14 protein-coding genes are annotated in these 13,086 nt (G+C 44.5%); 5 read left to right on the top strand and 9 right to left on the bottom strand.

Going from position 1 to position 13,086, the window contains the following annotated elements:
- Nucleotides 1-183 precede the first annotated feature (183 nt).
- On the top strand, nucleotides 184-804 hold the full coding sequence (locus HWQ67_RS04925; RefSeq protein ID WP_218251536.1) for a class I SAM-dependent methyltransferase: 621 nt from the start codon (nucleotides 184-186) through the stop codon (nucleotides 802-804).
- A 120-nt stretch (nucleotides 805-924) separates the two neighbouring features.
- Here the strand turns inward: HWQ67_RS04925 and xth are convergent, their stop codons facing one another.
- From xth to HWQ67_RS04950, 5 genes are read right to left on the bottom strand one after another with little or no spacing between them, the layout of a single operon-like run.
- Complete coding sequence (gene xth, locus HWQ67_RS04930; RefSeq protein WP_218251537.1) at nucleotides 925-1,719, bottom strand: exodeoxyribonuclease III; 795 nt, start codon at nucleotides 1,717-1,719, stop codon at nucleotides 925-927.
- Nucleotides 1,720-1,767: 48 nt separating this feature from the next.
- Nucleotides 1,768-2,349 carry a YkgJ family cysteine cluster protein gene (locus tag HWQ67_RS04935; protein ID WP_218251538.1) on the bottom strand — a complete coding sequence of 194 codons (582 nt, stop codon included), beginning with the start codon at nucleotides 2,347-2,349 and terminating at the stop codon, nucleotides 1,768-1,770.
- Nucleotide 2,350: 1 nt separating this feature from the next.
- On the bottom strand, nucleotides 2,351-4,273 hold the full coding sequence (locus HWQ67_RS04940) for a hypothetical protein (RefSeq protein ID WP_218251539.1): 1,923 nt from the start codon (nucleotides 4,271-4,273) through the stop codon (nucleotides 2,351-2,353).
- Entirely contained in the window at nucleotides 4,261-5,073 is an 813-nt protein-coding gene (locus HWQ67_RS04945; RefSeq protein ID WP_218251540.1) for a P-loop NTPase, read from the bottom strand. Before HWQ67_RS04945 ends, HWQ67_RS04940 begins: the two co-directional genes overlap by 13 nt.
- Nucleotides 5,070-6,407 carry a hypothetical protein gene (locus HWQ67_RS04950; protein ID WP_218251541.1) on the bottom strand — a complete coding sequence of 446 codons (1,338 nt, stop codon included), beginning with the start codon at nucleotides 6,405-6,407 and terminating at the stop codon, nucleotides 5,070-5,072. Before HWQ67_RS04950 ends, HWQ67_RS04945 begins: the two co-directional genes overlap by 4 nt.
- Nucleotides 6,408-6,803: 396 nt before the next feature.
- Here HWQ67_RS04950 and HWQ67_RS19825 point away from each other — a divergent pair, with 396 nt between their 5' ends.
- From HWQ67_RS19825 to rapZ, 4 genes are all read left to right on the top strand, one after another.
- The gene (locus tag HWQ67_RS19825) at nucleotides 6,804-6,929 is read left to right on the top strand and encodes a hypothetical protein (RefSeq protein ID WP_255317122.1); all 126 of its coding nucleotides are present in this window, start codon (nucleotides 6,804-6,806) and stop codon (nucleotides 6,927-6,929) included.
- Nucleotides 6,930-7,040: 111 nt separating this feature from the next.
- Nucleotides 7,041-8,471 carry an RNA polymerase factor sigma-54 gene (rpoN, locus tag HWQ67_RS04955; RefSeq protein ID WP_218251542.1) on the top strand — a complete coding sequence of 477 codons (1,431 nt, stop codon included), beginning with the start codon at nucleotides 7,041-7,043 and terminating at the stop codon, nucleotides 8,469-8,471.
- A 64-nt stretch (nucleotides 8,472-8,535) separates the two neighbouring features.
- Entirely contained in the window at nucleotides 8,536-9,060 is a 525-nt protein-coding gene (hpf, locus tag HWQ67_RS04960; RefSeq protein ID WP_218251543.1) for a ribosome hibernation-promoting factor, HPF/YfiA family, read from the top strand.
- A gap of 15 nt (nucleotides 9,061-9,075) precedes the next feature.
- Complete coding sequence (rapZ, locus tag HWQ67_RS04965) at nucleotides 9,076-9,933, top strand: RNase adapter RapZ (protein WP_218251544.1); 858 nt, start codon at nucleotides 9,076-9,078, stop codon at nucleotides 9,931-9,933.
- A gap of 253 nt (nucleotides 9,934-10,186) precedes the next feature.
- Here the strand turns inward: rapZ and HWQ67_RS04970 are convergent, their stop codons facing one another.
- The 4 genes from HWQ67_RS04970 to HWQ67_RS04985 form a co-directional block, all read right to left on the bottom strand.
- Nucleotides 10,187-10,543: a DsrE family protein gene (locus HWQ67_RS04970; RefSeq protein ID WP_218251545.1), complete on the bottom strand. Its 357-nt coding sequence runs from the start codon at nucleotides 10,541-10,543 to the stop codon at nucleotides 10,187-10,189.
- A gap of 16 nt (nucleotides 10,544-10,559) precedes the next feature.
- Nucleotides 10,560-11,885: a ribosome biogenesis GTPase Der gene (der, locus tag HWQ67_RS04975; protein WP_218251546.1), complete on the bottom strand. Its 1,326-nt coding sequence runs from the start codon at nucleotides 11,883-11,885 to the stop codon at nucleotides 10,560-10,562.
- Nucleotides 11,886-12,347, bottom strand: coding sequence for a RidA family protein (locus HWQ67_RS04980; protein WP_218251547.1), 462 nt, complete (start codon nucleotides 12,345-12,347; stop codon nucleotides 11,886-11,888).
- Nucleotides 12,348-12,414: 67 nt separating this feature from the next.
- The gene (locus tag HWQ67_RS04985) at nucleotides 12,415-12,801 is read right to left on the bottom strand and encodes a nucleotidyltransferase domain-containing protein (RefSeq protein WP_218251548.1); all 387 of its coding nucleotides are present in this window, start codon (nucleotides 12,799-12,801) and stop codon (nucleotides 12,415-12,417) included.
- Nucleotides 12,802-13,086 lie beyond the last annotated feature (285 nt).

Genomic DNA, 13,086 nt, shown 5'->3' on the forward strand with positions numbered 1-13,086 from the left:
TCATGGTAGCACAAGGAAGAAAGGGGCGGCTCCGCCCCCCTTCAGAACCCCCCGCAAGGGGACCAGTCCCCTTGACCCCTTCTTGCGAAACATTTTACCATGCTTTTTTAAGAGGATACACTGCTACACTGTGGAGTGGAAAACCCAAAATTATCGCTCAAAAAATGGAGGTTAGACGGTAACATGAATGGATTTAGCAGTTATTATGATGGTTGGTTCTATTCGAGGATAATAGACCCGGCAACGGAAGATATACGACAAGCAATCGTCAGCTTTATTGAAGACGGTTCCTCGGTAATAGACATAGGCTGTGGGACGGGAAAACTCGCCTTTGAGCTGTCCCGGCGGTGTAAACGAGTAGTTGGTGCAGACCTGTCGCCACGGATGATCAATTTTGCCAACAGGCAGAAGCTAACGCACAAGGCATCAAATGTTGAGTTCATACATGCGGATGCGGCTGATGTGTTAAACGTTGGGGAGCAATTTGATTATGCCGTAATGTCCTTTATCCTTCATAGTGTCACATTAAAGGAAGAAATCGCTATCATTAATAATCTCAGGAAGATTACGAGATACTTCATTTTTGCTGACTATGCGGCTCCGCAGCCCAAAAACGCAATTGGGTTTATAGCCTTTCTGGCCGAACTTGCAGCAGGCGGTAAACACTTTAAGTCATACAGGGCATTCATGCGCAATAACGGCCTGGACAATTTAACCGCGCAATGCGGTCTCTCCGTCAAAGGACAGATAACGGATAAGACAGCGACATATAAGGTGATCCTGGCAGAGAGTCGTCAGGCGTAAACAATATACTGTCAACAAGGTAAGAAGGGGTCAAGGGGACTGGTCCCCTTGCAGGGGGTTCTAAAGGGGGGCGGAGCCGCCCCTTTTTTTTCTTTTTTTCTAGGCAGTGAACAATCGTCGTTAAACGTACAGGTCCAAGGTTGCCACAACTGGGGCGTGGTCTGAGGGGGGGCGACGTTTTCTGCTCCATAGGTCTGTCTCCACCCCCCTGAGTGCCGGTATTAACGCCCCTGTGATGCAGACGTAGTCTATGCGGACGCCCTGATTTTTCCAGAATGCCCCACCTGCGTAGTCCCACTGGGTGAACTGTTGACGTTGGGGATAGAGGTATCGGAAGGCGTCTGTGAAGCCAAGTGCAAGTACCTCGTCAAGGGCCGTCCGCTCCTCCGGCATGGCGATGACGGCATCGGTAAAGACATCGGGGTCAAAGACGTCCATATCTGCGCGGGCAACGTTGAAGTCCCCGACCATGACGATGCCCTCTGTGGTGTTGCGCTCTTCTGTGAGGTAGGCAAGCAGTCTCTTGTACCAGCCGATTTTGTAGTTGAACTTCTCACTGCCGCGCACATCGCCATGGGGGGCATAGATGTTTATGACCCTGACACCGGCAATCGTGGCGGCGATAATCCGACTCTGGGCGTCCCATGCAGCATCGCCAAATCCCTTTCTGACGTCGCTGACGTCGTGTCTGCTGCAAATGGCCACACCGTTGTATGCCTTCTGACCAAAGACCTCGCAGTGGTACCCCAGCGCCTGAAACTCGGCAAAGGGAAACCCCGTCTCCACCGTCTTTATCTCCTGCAGGCACAGGACGTCTATCTCTGTTGCGCCGTCTGTCCCCCGCACCGCAAGCCATTGCAACAGCAAGGCAAGACGCGCCCTGACAGAGTTGACGTTAAACGTACATACATTCATCTCCGTCGCTAATGTAACACATCACAGGGCAAAATGAGAAGGTGGCATTCAGACATGGCAAACAAGTCTGGTTTTATGAAAACCGAACAGTTCTTTCTGGGGTGGTCTTAAGACGCCCACATCTTTAAGCGTCTGATACCGTTGGTTACCTCTGCGGAACTTACCGGCACCTTGCAGGTTTTCGATTAGATACCCCACGCGGTCTTCCTTGTGCAGGTATGAGCAGTATTCATAGGATAGCTCTCTTTCAAGCATTTCGGCGACAATACTAAAAAACGTAACCGGTATGTTTTTAACGCTACAGCAATGTTTATAGACGCCCCATTTTGCGGTTCCGTTGTCGTCAAATATGCCAAGTGGGTATAGGCGACAGCAAAAAGGCCTCTTTTCATAAATCTTACAGTTTTCGCAGTTCTTGTTTTCGTCAAAGAACTGGCAGTTCGATCTGTTTCGTTGCAGGTAATGGATGTCATCTATTGTTGCAATATTTGCGTCAAACTCCCGCTTAAAGTAATCCACCTCCCAAGGCATCAAGTAAACGGACTCCCCCTCACAGTCATTACATGCTCCGCAATTAACCATCGAGGAGATTTTGTTTACCATGGCGTTGATATTGAAAAAATCAGTCATCTCAGTAAGTACTCCTTGTACAGTCAAGTCCACATTTATCTAGTGTTTTAAGTAACTTTTGTATTATTTTATCTTTTTCTTGGTTTTTTTCATTAGTGGCATAAAGCCATAGATTATTACGTGATTTTATATCTCTTCCTGCAAACATCCTAAGAAACTCTTTTTCAGAGTAATCTTCACCAACTCTTTTTGCAGAATCAGAAATTACAATCTTTGACAGGTCAACAACATCATGAGACAATTCATAAAAATCAAGAAATTTCTTGCTAAATTTTACATAAAACTCTATCGGGTTATCTTCAATTTTACTGTTTATTTTTCTAATAAATTCCCTTTTTACTTCATTGAACAATATTCTTTTTGCTCTGTCGCCTATTTTTTCATAAAGCCTTTTTCTCTTTTCGATGAATTCATCATTTGCTTTTTCTACATCTACGAATAGTAGATATTTCATAGTATGTTTTATAGCACTATACTTATCACTTGTATCTATTCCCAAATCTTTTTCTATAAACAGATTATATTTGTAATAAATTTCATCTCTGATAAATTTGGTTAATATATTCTCAGACAGAATATCGTCATTGAGATCAGAGTTTTTAATGTCAAATCCTAAAATGAATTTATATAAGTTTTCTAAAGCCTCTACAAGTTTTAAATCATATTTATAATCCAAATAACTATTTTTATCTGCACAAAAATCAACATAATAGTTCCCTTTGAGTGTAAATTTTCCGATGAAATGTAATGATTTTTTTGTTTTTAATCTCTTAAACAAATCACCTACCTTTCTATTGCTGTTATGAGATTTTTCTTTGGTCCCAAATTTCTCCAATTCATCCAAAAGTCTCCAGTCTTCCATTTTGTATATTTGTTCTATAGCTTTATCTTTACCCTTATCTTTGATATATTCTGTAATACATTTATTTAAAATGATCTCGTAACTTATCAGCTCAGGATTCTCAAAAATGGCGTCGTTTATCTGTTCTTTACTGTATAGCAGACCTTTTGCATGTATAAGCGCATCTTTACTTAAGCAGAGATCAAAATCTTCTTTGCCGCTCTCGTTCTTATAAGTTTTAAATTTCATTCCGTGTAGTAAATACTCTATATTAAAATTGGCCAACTTTACCCCTGTAAAAAAAGAATCCCTTAAATAGTGATCTATTCTGTCAAGGTCTAAAAGCCCGCTTACAAGTTTTTGTAATACGCGTAACCTGATATAATAATAATCGTAATTGCACCCATCGGGTATACATTCACAGTTAAAGCTTTTATGTGCTATAAGGAATTCCAGAGAAGATTTAAAACAATTTGGCCCCTTAGCCGTATCAGCACAAGGCAAGGGAATAATGCCAAATTCACTTTCTGTTGAATCTTCATTTTTCTTAAAAGACTCTTCTATCAAATGAAACAATCTTTCTTCATGAGTATATTTTATATCTATATCATGATTAAATTCGATTGTATGTGAAAATGGATAGTGTCCAACATCATGATATATAAGGGCGATCAAGAATAGGCATTCAAAGTAGTAATCCTTGCAACCCGGCATAAAATGGCCAATTTCATGTTTTAACCATTCTCCAAGTTTTTTATCTCTATCGTCTGTATCGCTTGTATTGTTTCCAATTTTAATATTTTTTAAGGCCAATCCACCTAAATGGTAGCAACCAAGAGAATGGGCAAATCTGGTATGAGTTGCGGAAGGAAATACAAGATAACCTATTCCACACTGATTCAAAAAACTCAATCTATTAAAAAATTCATTTTCAAATACTGTGGCTATAATCCTTTCCAATTCATTATCTGTATGTTGCACTTGGTTTACAAATATTTGAGCCAACCCAGCTTCACCAATATCCCTTTGTTTTGGAAGTACGATTTGGTTATAAATAGGATCATAATAAGTTATCTTATGCATGCTGCAATCCTCAAGGTTATGTTTTTTATTGTTTGGTTTATTTTTGCAAATTCAACTGATGCTTTATCAATAGTTAAATTGTCTGCTAACATACTGTCGTCTATTAGCAATGCCTGTAAAAGAGGGATAAACTGACCATGTATTGGTTTTACTGTCTCAGTGCCAAATTCTCTACTTAGTATTTCCTTTAGCTTTTCCTCATAATATTCAATAGACATTGGAATAAGGGAAGGTATGAGAACATTAGCATTATCACTCTTTGCAGCAAAGGATTTACTGAGAATTTTTGTACCATACAAATCCTGAGTAGTTACTCTAAATATCTGAAATGCTAAGTCTGATAAGTTTGCCATCGTAAATACGAGAAAACTAAATCCTGGTCTCAGATCAAAAATGACAACATTCAGTCCACATAATTCTATAAACAGACGAATAATTTCAGAAAATCTTTTGGTAAATTCATTAGCTAAAGCTAATTCATGTAACCCATCAATGTACTTAGGGGGTTGATAAGGGTTAATTGGTAATAGTAAAAGCTTATCACCAAACTTCTTTATGGCACAGTTTATTTCCATTGGAGCATTACCAACAATAAGATATAACAAGTCCTTCTCTACTGTTTCAAATTTCATATTGAAATGCTTATACAGCAGATGTGATACACCAGGAGCATCATAGTCCAGATCAACAATACCTACCGTATAACCTAGACTAATCAGTTCTATGGCCACATTAACAAGAAGATACGTTCGACCAACACCTCCTTTGTACGAATGAAAAAATACATTACGTGTTTTCACTTTAACACCTCTTTATCAACAATATCCAGAGTTTTTTCAAAAGGTTTGACTTTTGTGTAAATAATAGCTTTTATATCGTGTAGTTTTTCCTCTACTGCTTCGTCTATTATCTTTGCTAAAGCTGGATATGATATAGAGATAACTGTCGGCTGCTTGTAGGATAGATAGGATAAAAAAGCCTGGATGTTATAGTGATAATTCATTATCAACGATGATCCTTCTTTTAGTTCTTGAGTAATTTTACTAAATAAGTATTGTATAACAAAATCTTTGGAGTCAGAAACAGGTTCAAACTCTATTGCATAACGAATTATAGCAGTTGTCAGACTACCAAGGCAAACACTGTCTTCATAAATTACAGGTGCCCATGGTGTATCAACCTGCATTGTGACAGTATCGTATAGATCACGATTGTTTAGTATCCTGTTGTTGGTTTCGGCTAAAATATCTTTCCATAATATCTCAGCTTTCTCAAATATTGGTCTATCTCTAAAAGCATCAAAATATTGCTTTGCATCACAGACAGCTATAAGCGTAAAAACACCCCAGTATAGGGCCTGCTCGTTTTGGTTATCATATTTATAAAAAAACTTTCCATCTTTGTTATATCTTGACAAAAGCCATTTTAAGCCACCTTTAATATAGGAAACTATATCGTCTCTCAAAAAACCCATATCAAACTTACTTTGCGACAGATCCAATGCTGCGATATATTTACTTAATGCGCTGCAACATAGAGCGGTAAAATATGTTGTACCTGCTTGACTCGGACTTCTAGGTGCCCTTTGTTGTTTTTTTAAATTACCCCATCCCTTCCATACATAGAAATACTGAATTGTACTTACTGAGTTTTTGATTGCATTTATTGATTTTTTAAGGATTATTTTTGCAGCATTTCTTGTAGAATCTGAATAGACAGAAGAACTATCATTTTTTAATACAGATATGCAGAACTCACAACAAAATGCAGCCATATCCATACAATCGAATGGCTTATCCCACTGCCACAGGTAAGGGATAGGGAAAAAACCATCTTTATTGATAAGCTCGAATGTGTAAGAAAAATCCTCATCTATCTGTCTTAAGAAAACACCAAGGGCATCATCATTAGCTTCAATATTTCTAATCTCATCTAATGAATTGTTTAATGCCTCAGATGCAAGAACAAAAGAATATAAGGCATCGAGGCTTTTGAACGTCTCCGACGTATCGGTGGGATCCTCTTTATCCAGCCATAAAATTCTGTTCCCTTCTGTTTTTTTTTCTCTGCAAGATACTAGCCTTCTTAGAGTGCCAATAAGCATCTCTTTTTCTTGTTCACTTATTCTTGGCACTACCTTAAACCATCCTTTAAAATAAACAGCATGGCAACATTCTACACTCTAAAAAAAATATGTCAATACCAGTATAACCATGAATCTAAGGTATTACTTCCATTTATCAGGCATTTATCACTTTTTTTTCAAAATTACGGTCATTATCTACTTTTTGCTGCATATGACATAGCGGGATGAAGGGGCCAGGTGCGACTTTTATGGCAGGGGCGCCTCACCCCCTGGAGCGAAAAGGAAGCAGAGCCGCCTCTTTCTTTCTTTTCTCTCCCTCCTAATAATAATGATTGCCAATACTTTCCATTCGTGATAAAATTAAATATGGCTTATGGACTACATGGTATTGTTTTTGAACGGTGCATTTGACAGAACGCCCCCAAAAAGGCTAAAATGCCTGTGATGGCAGACAAGCTCACCGACGTGGGTTTTACGATCAATGCCCCGGGCGGCCTATACGACCCTGGGGGCAACCTCGATACTGAGGTGATAGCTTTAAATAAGGATTATAGGATAAAATCTAAATAACGTGATGTGGGACTTTAACATACAAACACGGCCCTCCAATACCGGGGGCACCTTAACGGGTAGCCGTATGACGCTTAACGGCAAGCTCTTCTTGGTGGAGTTTACGCGATAATGGCACTGGAAACCAGATTAGAAGCCAGACTGACTCAAAAGCTCGTCCTGACCCCGCAACTGCAGTTGGCAATCAAGCTCCTGCAACTGCCCCAACTGGAACTGACTCAGGCCATCAACCAGGAGATGATCGAAAACCCGTTCCTGGAAGAGCAGCAAGAGGAAGTCATCCAGGGCGAGGAACAGGTTGTCGAACCCGCAACCACCAACGACAGCGTGGAATCGGAAATAACAACGGATACGCTGACCACGTTTTCGGTGGACGACTACTTTGAAGAACGCAGCAGCGATGGCAGAGACCTCGGATACTTTAACAGTGGAATGGTCGAAAAACCCGGATTTGAGACGTTTTTAACCACGACCTCTGACCTCACCGATCACCTCAAGTGGCAGTTGCGGTTCTGTAACGCCTCCGATGATCTGCGTGAGCTGGCCGAAATGGTCATCGGCAACATAGATGAAAACGGCTACCTGTGTGCCACGGTCAAGGAGCTTGTTGCATTGCTCAACGTCAGCGCTGCCAAGGTGCAGAAGGCCATCGCCCTGGTGCAGTCCTTTGATCCCCGCGGGGTGGGTGCCAGGGACCTGCAGGAGTGCTTGCAGATCCAGTTACGGTTTTTGGGGCTGGAGGGCACCATTGCAGAGAGCATGGTCTGCAACAACCTCGGCGACCTCGAAAAAAAGAAGTACCATGCCATCGCACGACAGTACATGGTGGGCGTGGAGGAGGTCATTGCCGCCGTCAGGGTCATTGAGCAACTGGAACCAAAGCCGGGCAGAAATTACTCCAATTCACAAATAGCCTACGTCGTCCCAGATGTCTTTATCGATAAGGTTGGCGACTCTTACAGGATCATACTCAACGACGAACACATACCAAGGATACGCATAAGCAGCATGTACAGGGAACTGTTGCAGAACAAAAAGGCCCTCGACAAAGAGGACAGGCAGTTCATGCTGGACAAGTACAAGTCTGCACTCTGGCTCATGAAGAGCCTCGATGAAAGAAACAAGACCATCTACAGGGTAACCGAAAGCGTCCTGAAGTTCCAGACGGACTTCTTTGAACGTGGCGTACAATCGCTCAAACCCCTCAACCTCAAGGTCATAGCTGAGGATATCAGCATGCACGAAAGCAACATCAGTCGTGTGACGTCGAACAAGTATCTTTCGTGCGGCCATGGGGTCTTTCCATTCAGGTATTTTTTCAGCAGTTCACTCAGCAGCCAGGATGGCGATGTATCATCCACATCGGTCAAGGAACTCATCAAGAAGATCATAGCCGAGGAAGACAGGAGAAACCCCTTGCCGGATATTAAAATAGTGGAGATGTTCAAGAGTCAGAATATCAAAATTGCCAGGAGAACTCTGGCAAAATACAGGGAGGAACTGAGAATCCCATCACACACAAAAAGAAAGGTGATGGATTAACAACCGTGGCTACCATGCAACAGAGGACAAGAGAATCGATCTTAAAAACCAACATGGAGGTGTTATGAATATTACGGTATATGGAAGAAACATAGAGGTCACAACGGCAATCAGGGACTACGCACAGGGCAAGATAAAGAAATTTGAACGTATACTGACTATCGATTCCGAGGCATCGGTGACCCTTTCGGTGGAGAAACTCAGTCACAAGGCCGAGGTACTCATAAGGTCAAATGGCATGCTCATACAGGCCGAGTCAATTACGGCAGAGATGTACTCCTCCATTGACGACGTCATAGAGAAGCTCGATCGGCAGATAAAAAAGCATAAGGAAAAACTCACATCCAAGCGCAAGGGCGCAACCAAGGACGCAAACCTCTCCGAGCTGACAAAACCCGTCGGAGAACCGGGCACTATCATCAAACGTAAGCAATTTGACATGAAACCCATGCCCCCTGATGAGGCCGCCATGCAGATGGACCTCATTGACAAGGATTTCTACGTCTTTACAAACCAACAGACCGGTGATATCAACGTCATCTACCGCAGAAAAGATGGTGACTACGGTCTCATAGAGCCAGTGAAATAAGTTCACGGATATGTGATGAATCCTAAACCCTGTGTGATAATCGTCTCCGGGCTATCCGGTGCCGGCAAGACCGTGATGCTCAGGACGCTGGAGGACAACGACTACTTCTGCGTAGACAACCTGCCCTCATCCCTGATTGACGAGTTCCTCACGATCTCCACTGCCAACGAGGAGACAACCAAGATTGCCATAGGGATAGACATCCGGGAAAAGGACTTCCTCAGGGGGATTGACGGGATAATCCTCAAACTGCGACAGATGTTCAACCTCAGCGTGGTGTTTCTTGAGGCTGAGACGGATATCCTGATTCGACGGTACAAGGAGACGCGCAGGCCACATCCGTTGATGCAACTGGCTCATGGTGACATAAACAAGGCCATTGAACTGGAAGCGACCCTCCTGAAATCCCTGCGCGATGCCGCAGACGTGATAACCGATACGTCGTACTATTCGCCGCACCAGTTGCGGCACTTTATTGCGGCGAACTTTGGCGGACTTGTCTCAAATGTGATGCGTCTGACGGTGCTCTCTTTCGGGTTTAAGTACGGCATACCGCAGCACGTGGACATGCTCCTGGACGTCCGGTTTCTGCCAAATCCACACTTTGTTGATGACCTCAGACCCCTTACCGGCAAGGATGAACCCGTCAGGTCATTTGTTCTTAACAGTCAGGACACCGTGGAGTACCTGGAAAAGATGAAAGACCTGTTTAACTTTCTCCTGCCCAGGTACATCAAAGAGGGCAAGACCACGTTGACCATAGCGGTAGGATGCACAGGCGGACGACATCGGGCACCCACGATAGCCGAACAATTTGTGGAGTTCGTCAAACACCACAATCTGACCGTGGAACTGATACACAGAGATATATAGATAATCCTTGCCATAAAGGAGGACTGGCGCCATTGCAAACAGAGTAATAGTTCACCCCCCTAAGAAGAAGGAAAGAAAGGGGCGGCTCCGCCCCCCTTCAGAACCCCCTGCAAGGGGGCCAGCCCCCTTGACCCCTTCTTGCCTTGTTGACATTGAGTTGATTATACACAACATTTCAATTGTATAGCTGAACTATTACCAAACAGAGAGTTTGAGGGGAGGGTAGAGTCCTCCCCGTTGTTTACTTTATCTTTCAGGGCTTGACGTAAGCAAAGCCCTCGGTCTGACTCTTGATCAGCTCTGTGATGCCGGCGGGCACAACTCCTATGTATGGTGGCAGATTATCCACCGTTATGCACACTTCCCCTGCACACCCCAGCTTGTTCAGCGAATTGCGGCAGGCCAGAAACTTTACCCCGACCTCAGCCAGCCCCTGCATCGTCGATAACTTTGCCTCATCCGCAAAGGCCGATATGGAAGGCCCGTTGGCCAGCACCCTGACCTCTGCCATATCGGGGCTTACATCCCTGAGCAGATTGGTGACGTTGCCAAGGGCTACCTCCCACCTGTCAGGTTCGTTGACGTGAAAGATTACTTTTAGCTTTTCCATCCGTGTGTATCCTCTCTTATCTTGTTCGTTTTTTGATAAACACCCGCACCGGTGTCCCCTTAAACGGGTGTTGCTCCCTGATGATACTTTCAATATATCGCACGTGGTTTTGCTTTATGGCCTCCGGATAGTTGGCAAATATGGCAAACTGAGGCGGCTCTATCCCCACCTGCGTCATGTACAACACGCGACTCTGCCTGCCCCTGTGCGAAGACAGGGTGTTGTTTATCTGCCCTGCCAACCTGTTTAAAAACCCCGTACCTAAGCGATACTTACGTTCAGCTACAACCTCGTCTATCAACGGGAATATCTTTGTGATGCGCTTCTTGTTCAATCCCGACGTGGTCACCACCGGGGCGTATGAGGCAAAACCAAGATCACGCTCTATCTCATCCATGTATATCTTAAACACCGGTTCGGGGTCCTGTATCAGGTCCCACTTGTTGAGGAGTATGATAAGCCCCTTGCCGGTTCTGTCTACAAAGTTTATGATTTTCTTGTCCTGATCAACGATACCATCGACGGCGTCTATGAGCAGCACTACGACATCCGCCCGTTCAATACCCCTGAGTGTGCGCGAGACCGAAAACCGCTCCACGTCAACAACAACCTTACCCTTTCTGCGCATCCCTGCCGTGTCTATGAGCGTGTACTTTCTGCCATAGTACGTGCAGGGGCAATCCACGGCATCTCTGGTTGTTCCGGGCACGGCGTCAACGATCATCCGCTGTTTGCCTATCAGGGCGTTTATCAGGGTTGATTTTCCGGCATTGGGTCTGCCCACGATGGCGACCTTTGCAACGGCAGCCTCTTGCCCTGCAACCGTAGGCGTCTGCGCCCTCGCACTGGCACTGAGAAGCCTCATGCACTCATCCATCAGGTCGTCAAAGCCCAGCCCGCTCTCAGCCGATACGGGCAGAAGCGCATCCCCTATGCCAAAGAAGTCATACAACCGCTCCATTGCCCGCGGCGTGTCTATCTTGTTGACCACACGCAGGACGGTCTTGTCAAACCTGCGCAGGGTTTCGGTAAGCTCCTGGTCTAAGGGTGTGAGGCCATCCTTGCCATCAAGGAGGTGTATGACCAGGTCGGCTTCCTCGATGCCCTCGATGGCGTGTTGTCGCACCTGGTCGATCAACTCGTCGTCGCTGCCGATGACTATGCCGCCGGTGTCAATGACGGTGAACTCAGTCCCTTCCCACTGTGCGTCTTCGTAGAGCCTGTCACGCGTCACCCCGGGGAAGTCCTCCACGATGGCCCTGCGACGACCCACCATCTTGTTAAAGAGCGTGGACTTACCCACGTTCTGTCGTCCCACTATGGCGATGATCGGTCTTGCCATCTACGCCCCTACCTCAAAGATAAACTCTATCTCAATGGGTGAGTTTAACGGCAACACCTCAACGCCCACTGCCACCCTCGTGTGTCGCCCACGCTCACCCATAAGCTCGTACAGGAGGTCGCTTGCTGCATTTAACACATCAGGTTGTCTGAAAAACCCCGGGGCACTGCTGACGTAACCGGTCAACCGTATACACCGCTTGAGGGTGTCAAGGCTGCCGAGGTAGCCACGTATTACCGACAGTGCGTTTATGACGGTCTGTCTTGCCGCCTCCCTTGCCGTCTCAACGCTGACCTCAAGGTCAACCCTGCCCTCTGACAGTAGCCTGCCCTCCCAGAGGGGTAACTGCCCGCTGAGAAACAGCAGGTTGCCCACCTGCACACATGGGACGTAGGAACCCAGCGGTTTCGGCGCCTGCGGAAGCTCTATGCCAAGCCGGCTTAATTCGTTGTCTATGCTCATGATTACCTCCAATCTTCTCTGTCATCGCCATGCGTGTCCCAAAAACTTACACTCAAAAGCTACTCCTCTATTTTAGCATATTGCCAGAGCTTTTAGGGTCTTCTGTTGAAACAATTTGTTGAGCAAACATCACGCCGGATGGTGTCCTCCGTTCATAAACAATTTTTCCGTATCTTGCTATTTCTCTATAAATCATGTATGGATTGTCCTTCAATTCATTAAATCTCTCAGGAGACTCAACTATCAAATCCACTCCGGCTCCGATTCCATACAGAGACCTGTATATGGCCTGCGTAAGTTCTCTTTTATTAGCTATCTCTTTCCTTAGAATGAAGATATCATAATCACTGTCACTTTTAAAATCTCCCCTTGAGCGTGAGCCAAAGAGGATTATTTTATCAGGGTCTGCTACCTGAATAATTATCCGAATTGCCTTCTCTAATGGTTCATCCATCAAATAACCCCTTCCTTGTTTTTAACCTTGATATGTCTTTTATGCTAACATGTATTATCACCATTTGGCAATCACAAGCAGCTTGACACAACAATTATCAGTGAAAACACATGATAATTCACAGAAAACTATCATCAATGAGTATCTTCTCTATATTTCATGGTAACTATACTTTAAGGCAAGAAAGAAGGAGGGCGGCTCCGCCCCCTCCTCAGACCTCCCCTGCAAGGTGACCAGTCCCCTTGACCCCTTTATTATGCACTTGTGTTTCTTAATTTTACCATG

Origin of the sequence: Candidatus Magnetobacterium casense, assembly GCF_019173545.1 — a bacterium.
Taxonomy (GTDB): domain Bacteria; phylum Nitrospirota; class Thermodesulfovibrionia; order Thermodesulfovibrionales; family Magnetobacteriaceae; genus Magnetobacterium; species Magnetobacterium cryptolimnobacter.

Bases quoted from the DNA above. Each gene is read 5' to 3' on its own strand.
- HWQ67_RS04940 (WP_218251539.1), bottom strand. From the start codon at position 4,273: ATGCATAAGATAACTTATTATGATCCTATTTATAACCAAATCGTACTT.
- HWQ67_RS04980 (WP_218251547.1), bottom strand. From the start codon at position 12,347: ATGAGCATAGACAACGAATTAAGCCGGCTTGGCATAGAGCTTCCGCAG.
- rapZ (WP_218251544.1), top strand. From the start codon at position 9,076: ATGAATCCTAAACCCTGTGTGATAATCGTCTCCGGGCTATCCGGTGCC.
- HWQ67_RS04925 (WP_218251536.1), top strand. From the start codon at position 184: ATGAATGGATTTAGCAGTTATTATGATGGTTGGTTCTATTCGAGGATA.
- hpf (WP_218251543.1), top strand. From the start codon at position 8,536: ATGAATATTACGGTATATGGAAGAAACATAGAGGTCACAACGGCAATC.
- HWQ67_RS04935 (WP_218251538.1), bottom strand. From the start codon at position 2,349: ATGACTGATTTTTTCAATATCAACGCCATGGTAAACAAAATCTCCTCG.
- HWQ67_RS19825 (WP_255317122.1), top strand. From the start codon at position 6,804: ATGGCAGACAAGCTCACCGACGTGGGTTTTACGATCAATGCCCCGGGC.
- xth (WP_218251537.1), bottom strand. From the start codon at position 1,719: ATGAATGTATGTACGTTTAACGTCAACTCTGTCAGGGCGCGTCTTGCC.
- HWQ67_RS04970 (WP_218251545.1), bottom strand. From the start codon at position 10,543: ATGGAAAAGCTAAAAGTAATCTTTCACGTCAACGAACCTGACAGGTGG.
- der (WP_218251546.1), bottom strand. From the start codon at position 11,885: ATGGCAAGACCGATCATCGCCATAGTGGGACGACAGAACGTGGGTAAG.
- HWQ67_RS04985 (WP_218251548.1), bottom strand. From the start codon at position 12,801: ATGGATGAACCATTAGAGAAGGCAATTCGGATAATTATTCAGGTAGCA.
- rpoN (WP_218251542.1), top strand. From the start codon at position 7,041: ATGGCACTGGAAACCAGATTAGAAGCCAGACTGACTCAAAAGCTCGTC.